This is a genomic window from uncultured Tepidimonas sp. (assembly GCF_938045175.1).
GTDB lineage: Bacteria > Pseudomonadota > Gammaproteobacteria > Burkholderiales > Burkholderiaceae_C > Tepidimonas.
In genome coordinates this window covers 1-8,819 of sequence record NZ_CALIND010000185.1, presented here as the reverse complement: position 1 = coordinate 8,819, position 8,819 = coordinate 1, and the positions used below count along the sequence as shown (strand labels likewise).

Genomic DNA, 8,819 nt, shown 5'->3' with positions numbered 1-8,819 from the left:
CTATGCGGGCCGCGCCGAGGTGCTGGGGACGTGCGCGGTGGGGGGCACGATCGGGTTTTATGACGGCTTCTTCGGGCCGGGCACGGGTAGCTTTTTCGTGTTTGCCTTCGTGCGCTGGCTGGGGTACGACTTTTTGGGGGCGAGCGCGGCGGCCAAGCTGCTCAACACCACGTCCAACGTCGCGGCGGTGGCTCTGTTTGCCTGGAAGGGCCACGTCTGGTGGCATTACGGGCTGGCGATGGCGCTGGCCAACGTCGCCGGCAGCCTGCTGGGCACGCGTCTGGCGCTGCGGCACGGCGCTGGCTTCGTGCGTGGCGTGTTCCTGATCGTGGTCGCGGCCCTCATTGCCAAGACCACCTTGGACGCTTACGGCGCGCTGCCCTGAGGCGGCGGCCACGGGATGTCTTCGACGCGCCGCGGCGTGCCGATGGGCGCAGCGGTTTGGCCTTTTTGCGTGGCAGCGATGTCCTCTTCGCTCGGGTACTGGCCCAGCAGCAGGTAATCGAACACCCGGCGCGCAATCGGGGCCGCATGGGCGGCACCAAAACCGGCGTTTTCCACGATCACGGCCAACGCCACGCGCGGGGATTCCAGCGGCGCGAACGCCACGTAGAGCGAGTGGTCGCGCTGGAATTCGGCCAAGCGGCGGGCGTCGTATTTGTCGCGCTGGCCGATGGTGACCGCCTGCGCGGTGCCGGTCTTGCCGCCGCTGCGGTAGGGGGCGCCGGCAAACACGCGCGCCGCCGTCCCCTCGGTGGTCACGGCCGCCATCGCTTCGAGCACGGTCTGCACGTGCTGTGGCCGGTAGCCCAGCGCCAGTGGGGCTGGCTGCACCCGGGTCGAGGTGACTTCGCCTTGCGGACCAGGGGCAAGCGTCTCTAGCACGACGTGCGGCGTCTGGCGCTGGCCACCGTTGGCCAGCGTCGCCATCGCGGTGGCCAGCTGTAGCATCGTGAAGCTGTTGTAGCCCTGGCCGATGCCCAGCGAGATCGTCTCGCCCGGGTGCCAACGCTGCTGCTCGGCTCGCTTGTAGGTGGCCCGCTTCCACGCGGGGCTGGGCAGAATCCCGCGCGCCTCGCCCGGTAGGTCGATCCCCGTGAGCTGCCCAAATCCCAGCGGGGCCATGAAGTCGTGGATGGCCTGTACACCCATCTCGTGTGCCAGCGTGTAGTAGTACACGTTGCTCGACATCACGATGCTGCGCCTGAGGTCGACTGCACCGAGCGCATATTCGCCGTGGCTGCGGAAGCGATGGTTGCCCAGTGTCCAGTAACCCGGGTCGTTAATCACCGTCTGCGGCGTGCGCAGCCCCAGCTCAAGAGCGGCCAGTGCCATGAACGGCTTGTAGGTCGACCCGGGCGGGTAGGTGCCGCGCAGCGCGCGGTTGAGCAGTGGGCGGTCCAGCGATTCGTTGAGCGCACGCCAGTTGTCCACGTCGATGCCGTCGACGAACAGGTTGGGGTCGAAGCTGGGCATGCTCACCAGCGCCAATACCTCGCCCGTGCGCGGGTCGAGCGCGACCAACGCCCCGCGCCGCTCGCCGTACAGGCGCTCGATCAGGTGCTGCAGCCGCACGTCGATCGACAGGCGCACCGTCTCGCCGGGCTGCGGGGGCGTCGCCTCCAGTCGACGCACGGCACGCCCGGTGGCCGAGGTTTCGACGCGTTCGAAACCCGTGCGTCCGTGCAGGTGTTCCTCTTGCGCTTGCTCCACCCCCAGCTTGCCGATGTGGGTGGTGCCGCGGTAATTGGCGACTTTTTCCTCGGGCCAGTCTTCCATCGCCTCGCGGTCGCGCGGGCTGATGCGCCCGATGTAGCCCACGACGTGCGCGGCGGTGGGGCCCAGCGGGTAGCGCCGCAATTGGCGCGCTTGGATGTCCACGCCAGGCAACGACCACAGGTGGGTGGCGACGCGCGCCATCTCGGCCTCGCTCAGCCGGGTTTTGAGCGGCACCGAGTCGATGCGCTTGGAATCGGCCAGCAGTCGCCGAAAGCGCTGCAGATCGCGTGGCGTGAGCGTGACCAACTCACCCAGCCGCTCCAGGGTGGCGTCCAAATCGGGCGTGCGCGCGGGGACGATCTCCAGGGTGTACACGGGCAGGTTTTCGGCCAGCACGATGCCGTTGCGGTCCACGATACGCCCACGCGGCGGTACGATCGGCAGCACGGCGGTGCGATTGCCTTCGGCCTGTGCCGCGTAGCGCTCGTGTTCACGGATTTGCAGGTGCCAGGCCCGCAAGGCCACCAGGCCAAACGCACACACCACAGCCACCAGCGCGATCCAGGCGCGCCAGCGCAGCTGCGCGATGTGGGCGTCGGCGTCGGTGTAGGCAGTCATCGCGGGGTTGGGCGGGTCTCGCGGCCGAGGGAAGGACATGCCCCGCGATCACAGGGGCCGCGTCTCGTCGGGGTCGGGTGCGCGGCGCTGCGGTGCGAGCAACAGGCCGGTCGCCGGCACCCACAGCGCTGCGGTCAGCAACGGCGACACCCAGGCCCATGCGGGCGGCGCGCCATGCCCAGCGACGGCGCGAACCAGCACCTGTACGCCAAAGGCCACCGCCAACAGCGGCAGCACGTGCAGCGTCTGGCCCAGCCAGTCGAACCACAGCACACGCCGGTGCAGCGTCACTGCCAGGTACCCCATCACCGTGTAGGCCAGGGCGTGTTGCCCCAGCAAGACACCCTGGTGCACGTCCAGCCCCAACCCGGCCACGAATGCCACCCCCACGCCGACGCGCAGTGGCTGGTGGACGATCCAAAAGACCAGCACCAGCGCCATCCAGTCCGGCAGCCAAGCGGCGGGGCTGAGCAGCCCTTGCAAGACCTGCAACACGAAGGCCGCGGCCAGTGTCACCCAAACGAAGGTGGGGTTGGCCGGCAACAGCAGCGCCTGGCCGCGCGGCATGATCATGGCCGATCCTCCCGGGCAGCGGGGGCGCTGGACATCGGCTCCAGCACCAGCACGTGCAGGGCGTCGCGCACGCGCGCTGCGGGCTCCGCCAGCACCTCGGCAAAGCCTTCACCGCCCTCGGCCGATACCCGGCGCACCGTGGCCACGGGCAGGCCCGTGGGGTACAACCCGTCGATGCCGCTGGTCACCAGCACGTCACCGGCGCGCGTGGCAGTCTGCACGGGAACGAAGCGCAGGCTCAGTTCGGGCTCGTCGCGGCTGCCGGTGCCATAGGCCAAATAGCGCTCCCCGGTGCGGGTATTGAGCACCGGTACCGCCATTTTGCGGTGTACCAGCAGCGTGACCTCGCTCGTGGCCGGGTGCACGCGCGTCACCTGCCCCAGCACGCCGTAGCCGTCCATCACCGGGGCGCCCAGCCGTACCCCCTGCAGTGCGCCCCGGTCGATCACCACCCCAGGCACGTAGGGATCGGGTAACGCATACAGGATTTCCGCACCCTGCGCGGCGGGCGATACCCGCTCGCGCAGGCCGAGCAGCCGACGCAGTTCGCGGTTTTCTTGCGCCAGGTGCTCCACCAGCCCGGCGCGCTGCGCTTGCTGGGCCAATTGCTCGCGGGCTTCGCGGGCGTCGCGCTGCGCCGCCTCCAGCGACGCCAAGTGCGCCCCCACCCACCGCACTGCGTGCACCGGCTGCAGCGCCAGCCACTGCACCGGCATCAGCACCGTGGCCACGGCGGTGCGCAACGGCGCCGCCCAGTGTAGGCGGGCATCGACCACCATCAGCACCACGGCCAGTGCGCTGAGCACCAGCATCTTGCTCAGCGCGGGCGTGCCCTGCTTGAAAAAGGGCGGCGGTGTGCGGTCGAGGGTGCCCAGCGGCATGGTGCGGCGATGGCGATCGGGCCGTCGGCGACGGGGCCGCCCACGTGCCTCACTCGTTGGTGAAGATGCCGTGACCCAGCCGGTCCATCTGCTCCAGCGCCGTGCCGCAACCGCGCACCACGCAGGTCAGCGGGTCTTCGGCCACGAACACCGGCAGACCGGTTTCCTCGTTGAGCAGCCGGTCCAGGTCGCGCAGCAGCGCGCCACCGCCGGTCAGCATCATGCCGCGGTCGGCGATGTCGGCGCCCAGCTCCGGGGGGGTTTGTTCCAGCGCCGTCTTGACCGCGCTGACGATGTTGTTGATCGGGTCCGTCAGCGCCTCCAGCACCTCGTTGGAGCTGATGGTGAAGCTGCGCGGCACGCCTTCGGAGAGGTTGCGGCCCTTGACCTCCATCTCCTTAACTTCGGAGCCGGGAAAGGCGCTGCCGATCGTCTTTTTGATCAGCTCCGCGGTGGGCTCGCCGATCAACATGCCGTAGTTGCGGCGGATGTAGTTGATGATGGCCTCGTCGAACTTGTCGCCGCCAACGCGCACGCTGCCCTTGTAGACCATGCCACCCAGGCTGATGACGCCCACCTCGGTGGTACCGCCGCCGATGTCCACCACCAGCGAGCCGGCGGCCTCGGACCCGGGTAGGCCGGCACCGATCGCCGCGGCCATCGGCTCTTCGATCAGAAACACCTCGGACGCGCCAGCACCGAGCGCCGATTCGCGGATGGCGCGCCGCTCCACCTGCGTGGAGCCGCACGGCACGCAAATGATGATGCGCGGGCTCGGGCGCAGCATCGAGCGCGGGTGCACCATCTTGATGAACTGCTTGAGCATTTGCTCGGTGACGGTGAAGTCGGCGATCACGCCGTCCTTCATGGGCCGGATCGCTTCGATGTTGCCGGGCACCTTGCCCAGCATGGCCTTGGCCGCGTGGCCGACGGCCTGGATGGTTTTTTTCCCGGTGGGGCCGCCCTCGTGGCGGATGGCGACGACCGACGGCTCGTCGAGCACGATGCCTTTGCCGCGCACGTAAATGAGCGTGTTGGCCGTGCCCAGGTCGATGGCGAGGTCGGTCGAGAAGTGCCGACGCAGAGATTCGAACATGGTGTGTGGAGTCCTGTGCAGCCTGCCAGCAAGGGGTGGGCGTCTGGCCGCGGGCAGGCCATATCGCGAAACCCGGGATAATACCGCATCGACCTCTGTTCACGGTCTCGACACGCGGCGTTTTCATTCGTTACACACCATGGCACTGACCCTACAGGATGTCGATCGCCTCGCGCATCTGGCGCGGCTGGCGCTCGACCGCCCCACCGCCGAGCGCATGCTGGGCCAGCTCAATGCGTTTTTCGACATCGTCGAGCAAATGCGCGCCGTCGACACCACCGGTGTCGAGCCGCTGGCGCATCCGGCCGAGGTCTTCGAGCCGGTGCGTCTGCGCCTGCGCGACGACGTCGTGACCGAACCGAACCAGCGCGAGGCCAATCAGGCCAGTGCCCCGGCCGTCGAAGGCGGCTTGTACCTCGTGCCGCGGGTGATCGAATGAGTACCGAACTGCACCACATGGGCGTGGCCGAGCTGGCGGCGGCGCTCGAGCAGCGGCGCGTCTCTAGCGTCGAAGCGACGCAGGCACTGCTGCAGCGCGTACGCGCGCACGAGGCGCTGGGCGCCTTTTTGGCGCTGAACGAGGAAGCGAGTCTCGCGCAGGCCCGCGCGGCCGACGAGCGGCGCGCACGCGGCGAGCACACGCCGCTGCTGGGCGTGCCGATCGCGCACAAGGACGTGTTCGTCACGCGCGATTGGCCGACCACCGCTGGCAGCCGTATGCTGGCCGGCTACCGCAGCCCGTTCGACGCCACCGTGGTGGCGCGCCTCGGGCACGGCGCCGACGGCCACCCCGGCGCGGGCGCCGTGACGCTGGGCAAGCTCAATTGCGACGAATTTGCCATGGGCTCGGGCAACGACAACTCGGCCTACGGCCCCGCGCGCAACCCGTGGGACCCCACGCGCGTGCCCGGCGGCTCCTCCGGCGGCTCGGCAGCGGCGGTGGCGGCGCGGCTCGTGCCTGCGGCCACGGGCACCGACACGGGGGGCTCCATCCGCCAGCCGGCGGCGTTTTGCGGTGTCACCGGCATCAAACCCACCTACGGCCGCTGCTCGCGGTACGGCATGGTCGCCTATGCCTCCAGCCTGGACCAGGCCGGCCCGATCGCCCGCTCGGCGTGGGACTGCGCGCTGCTGCTGTCGGCCATGGCCGGCCCCGACCCGGACCGCGACTCCACCAGCCTGGACCGCCCGGCCGAGGACTACACGCGCGGGCTGGACGAGCCGCTGCCCGGCGCCAGCGCCGCGCGGCCGCTGCAGGGCCTGCGCATCGGATTGCCGGTGGAGTTTTTGGGTGACGGCTGTAGCGCCGACGTGCTGGCCGCCGTGCGATCGGCACTGGCCGAGTTCGAGCGCCTGGGTGCCACGCTGGTGGACGTGCACCTGCCGCGCACGCAGCTCGCCATCCCCGCCTACTACATCATCGCGCCGGCCGAGGCCAGCTCCAACCTCAGCCGCTACGACGGCGTGCGCTACGGCCACCGGGCCGCCGAGTACACCGACTTGCTCGACATGTACCGCCGTAGCCGCAGCGAGGGGTTCGGTGCCGAGGTGCAGCGCCGCATCCTCATCGGCACCTACGTGCTGTCGCACGGCTACTACGACGCCTACTACCTCAAAGCACAGCAAATCCGGCGCCTGATCGCGCAGGATTTTTTGCAGGCTTTCGAGCAGTGCGACCTGATCGCGGGGCCGGTGGCGCCCACCGTGGCCTGGGCGATTGGCGACAAGGCCGATGACCCACTCGCGGCGTACCTGGCCGACATTTACACGCTGCCCGCGTCGCTCGCTGGCTTGCCCGGCATGAGTGTGCCCGCCGGTTTTGGTGCGGATGGCCTGCCCGTGGGCCTGCAGCTCATCGGCCCGCACCTGGCCGAGGCGCGCCTGCTGCACGCCGCGCACCAGTTCCAGCGCGCCACCGACTGGCACACCCGCGCCCCGGCGGGCGACACCCTCTCGCGTCAGGCTTGACCCATGACCCGTTCATCGTTTCTCGTTCAGGGCTACGAAGTCGTCATCGGCTTCGAGACGCACGCCCAACTGTCCACGCGCAGCAAGATCTTTAGCCGCGCGGCCACCGCCTTTGGCGCCGAGCCCAACACGCAGGCGTGTGCGGTCGATCTGGCGCTGCCGGGCACATTGCCCGTCATGAACCGCGCTGCGGTCGAGTGCGCGATTCGCTTCGGCCTCGCGGTCGGGGCCCACATCGCCCCGCGCAGCGTTTTCGCGCGCAAAAATTACTTCTACCCCGACCTGCCCAAGGGCTATCAGATCAGCCAGTACGAAATCCCCGTGGTGCAAGGCGGCGCCATCGAGTTCTACCTGGGCCAGGAGCGGCGCACCGTGCGCCTGGTGCGCGCGCACCTGGAAGAGGACGCCGGCAAGTCGCTGCACGAAGACTTCCACGGCATGAGCGGCATCGATCTCAACCGCGCGGGCACGCCGCTGTTGGAGATCGTCACCGAGCCCGACATCCGCTCCAGCGCCGAAGCCGTGGCCTACGCCAAGGAGCTGCACAAGCTCGTCACCTGGATCGGCATTTGCGACGGCAACATGCAGGAGGGTTCGTTCCGCTGCGACGCCAACGTCTCCGTGCGCAAGCCGGGGCAGCCGCTGGGCACCCGGCGCGAGATCAAAAACCTCAACAGCTTCAAGTTCATGCAGCAGGCCATCGACTACGAGGTGCGCTGGCAGATCGAGCAGCTGGAGGACGGCCACGCCATCGAGCAGGCCACCGTGTTGTTCGACCCCGACACGGGCGAGACGCGCGCCATGCGCACCAAGGAAGACGCGGCCGACTACCGCTACTTCCCCGACCCCGACCTGCCGCCGCTGGTGATCGATCCCGAGTGGGTGGCGCAGGTGCGCGCCACCCTGCCCGAGCTGCCGCGTGCGCTGGCCGAACGCCTGGTGCGCGAGCATGGCCTGCCCGACTACGACGCGACCACGCTTACCCAGTCCCCGGCCATGGCAGCTTACTTCGAGGCCACGGTGCGCGCGGGCGCGCCGGCCAAGGCCGCCAGCAACTGGATCATGGGCGAGGTCTCGCGCCGACTCAACGCGGCCGACATCGGCATCGAGTCATGCCCCGTGTCCCCTGCGCTGCTAGGCGCGCTGCTGCAGCGCGTGGCCGACGGCACGCTGTCCAACAACGCGGCCAAGCAGGTGTTCGACGCACTGTGGGCCGAGCCGGGAGCGGCCACGGGGGACGAGGCGCTGGCGCGCGTGGATGCGATCATCGCCGCCAAGGGCCTGCGCCAGATGAGTGACACTGGCGCCCTGCAGGCCATCGTCGAGCAAGTCGTCGCCGCCAACCCCAAGAACGTGGCCGAATATCGCGCCGGCAAAGAAAAAGCGTTCAACGCCCTGGTCGGTCAGGTGATGAAGGCCACGCAAGGCAAAGCCAACCCGCAACAAGTCAACGAGCTGCTGCGGCGCGCGCTGGGTGGCTGACGCGGTGTGTCCGTGGGATCGCGCCCCGCAGCGTGCGGCGCTAGCGCGGGGCGGCGTTGGGTGTGGCGCTGGCTCCTGTCCACAAGCGGCGCAGCGTGTCCCGCTCGGCATCGAAGCGCTCCTCGATGCGGGCCTTCTCGCGCTCCTGGTCGGCGATGAACTGCGCCTGCAGCTGCCGCTGCTGCGCATTGGTGGCCAGCCGCTGCTTCAGGGCCGGGGGCGCCTTGGCCGGGTCTTTGCGGTAGAAGGCCATCTCCTCGTCCAGGCGTTGGCGCTCTTGTTCCAGTGCCTGGGCGTGCTGTTGTGCACTGTCGATCGTGGCCTGCACCTGGGTTAGCGCTTCGGCGCGTGCGCGCTGGTGCGATGCCTCATCCGGGTAGCGTGCCAGCAGCAGCGACTCGCGCCGGCGCTGTTCTGCCTCGCGCGCGGCGGCCTCGGCGGCGGCGCGTTGCTGGGCGGCGGCGCGCTCCTGCTCCTCGGGC

8 protein-coding genes and 1 pseudogene are annotated in these 8,819 nt (G+C 69.4%); 4 read left to right on the top strand and 5 right to left on the bottom strand.

The window, feature by feature from the left end:
- Positions 1–385: TSUP family transporter (locus tag Q0716_RS09835; protein WP_299022717.1), on the top strand; the 385-nt coding region annotated here is incomplete at its 5' end.
- On the opposite strand, the gene mrdA is transcribed toward Q0716_RS09835, so the two are convergent.
- From mrdA to Q0716_RS09815, 4 genes are read right to left on the bottom strand one after another with little or no spacing between them, the layout of a single operon-like run.
- Positions 367–2,337, bottom strand: a complete 1,971-nt coding sequence (gene mrdA, locus Q0716_RS09830) for a penicillin-binding protein 2 (RefSeq protein ID WP_299022714.1) — start codon at positions 2,335–2,337, stop codon at positions 367–369. The genes Q0716_RS09835 and mrdA overlap by 19 nt on opposite strands.
- A 48-nt stretch (positions 2,338–2,385) precedes the next feature.
- Positions 2,386–2,910: a rod shape-determining protein MreD gene (mreD, locus tag Q0716_RS09825; RefSeq protein WP_299022711.1), complete on the bottom strand. Its 525-nt coding sequence runs from the start codon at positions 2,908–2,910 to the stop codon at positions 2,386–2,388.
- The gene (gene mreC / locus Q0716_RS09820; RefSeq protein WP_299022709.1) at positions 2,907–3,791 is read right to left on the bottom strand and encodes a rod shape-determining protein MreC; all 885 of its coding nucleotides are present in this window, start codon (positions 3,789–3,791) and stop codon (positions 2,907–2,909) included. The genes mreD and mreC overlap by 4 nt, the downstream gene beginning before the upstream one ends.
- Before the next feature lie 49 nt (positions 3,792–3,840).
- Positions 3,841–4,887: a rod shape-determining protein gene (locus Q0716_RS09815; protein WP_299022706.1), complete on the bottom strand. Its 1,047-nt coding sequence runs from the start codon at positions 4,885–4,887 to the stop codon at positions 3,841–3,843.
- 139 nt (positions 4,888–5,026) lie between these two features.
- Between Q0716_RS09815 and gatC the strand changes: the two genes are divergently transcribed.
- The 3 genes from gatC to gatB are packed head-to-tail and all read left to right on the top strand — an operon-like array spanning position 5,027 to position 8,337.
- On the top strand, positions 5,027–5,326 hold the full coding sequence (gene gatC / locus Q0716_RS09810; protein WP_299022704.1) for an Asp-tRNA(Asn)/Glu-tRNA(Gln) amidotransferase subunit GatC: 300 nt from the start codon (positions 5,027–5,029) through the stop codon (positions 5,324–5,326).
- Complete coding sequence (gene gatA / locus Q0716_RS09805) at positions 5,323–6,855, top strand: Asp-tRNA(Asn)/Glu-tRNA(Gln) amidotransferase subunit GatA (RefSeq protein WP_299022701.1); 1,533 nt, start codon at positions 5,323–5,325, stop codon at positions 6,853–6,855. The genes gatC and gatA overlap by 4 nt, the downstream gene beginning before the upstream one ends.
- 3 nt (positions 6,856–6,858) lie before the next feature.
- Positions 6,859–8,337 carry an Asp-tRNA(Asn)/Glu-tRNA(Gln) amidotransferase subunit GatB gene (gene gatB, locus Q0716_RS09800; RefSeq protein ID WP_299022698.1) on the top strand — a complete coding sequence of 493 codons (1,479 nt, stop codon included), beginning with the start codon at positions 6,859–6,861 and terminating at the stop codon, positions 8,335–8,337.
- 40 nt (positions 8,338–8,377) lie between these two features.
- Here gatB and Q0716_RS09795 read toward each other — a convergent pair.
- A pseudogene (locus Q0716_RS09795) lies at positions 8,378–8,819 on the bottom strand (DUF4124 domain-containing protein); the annotation flags it as partial.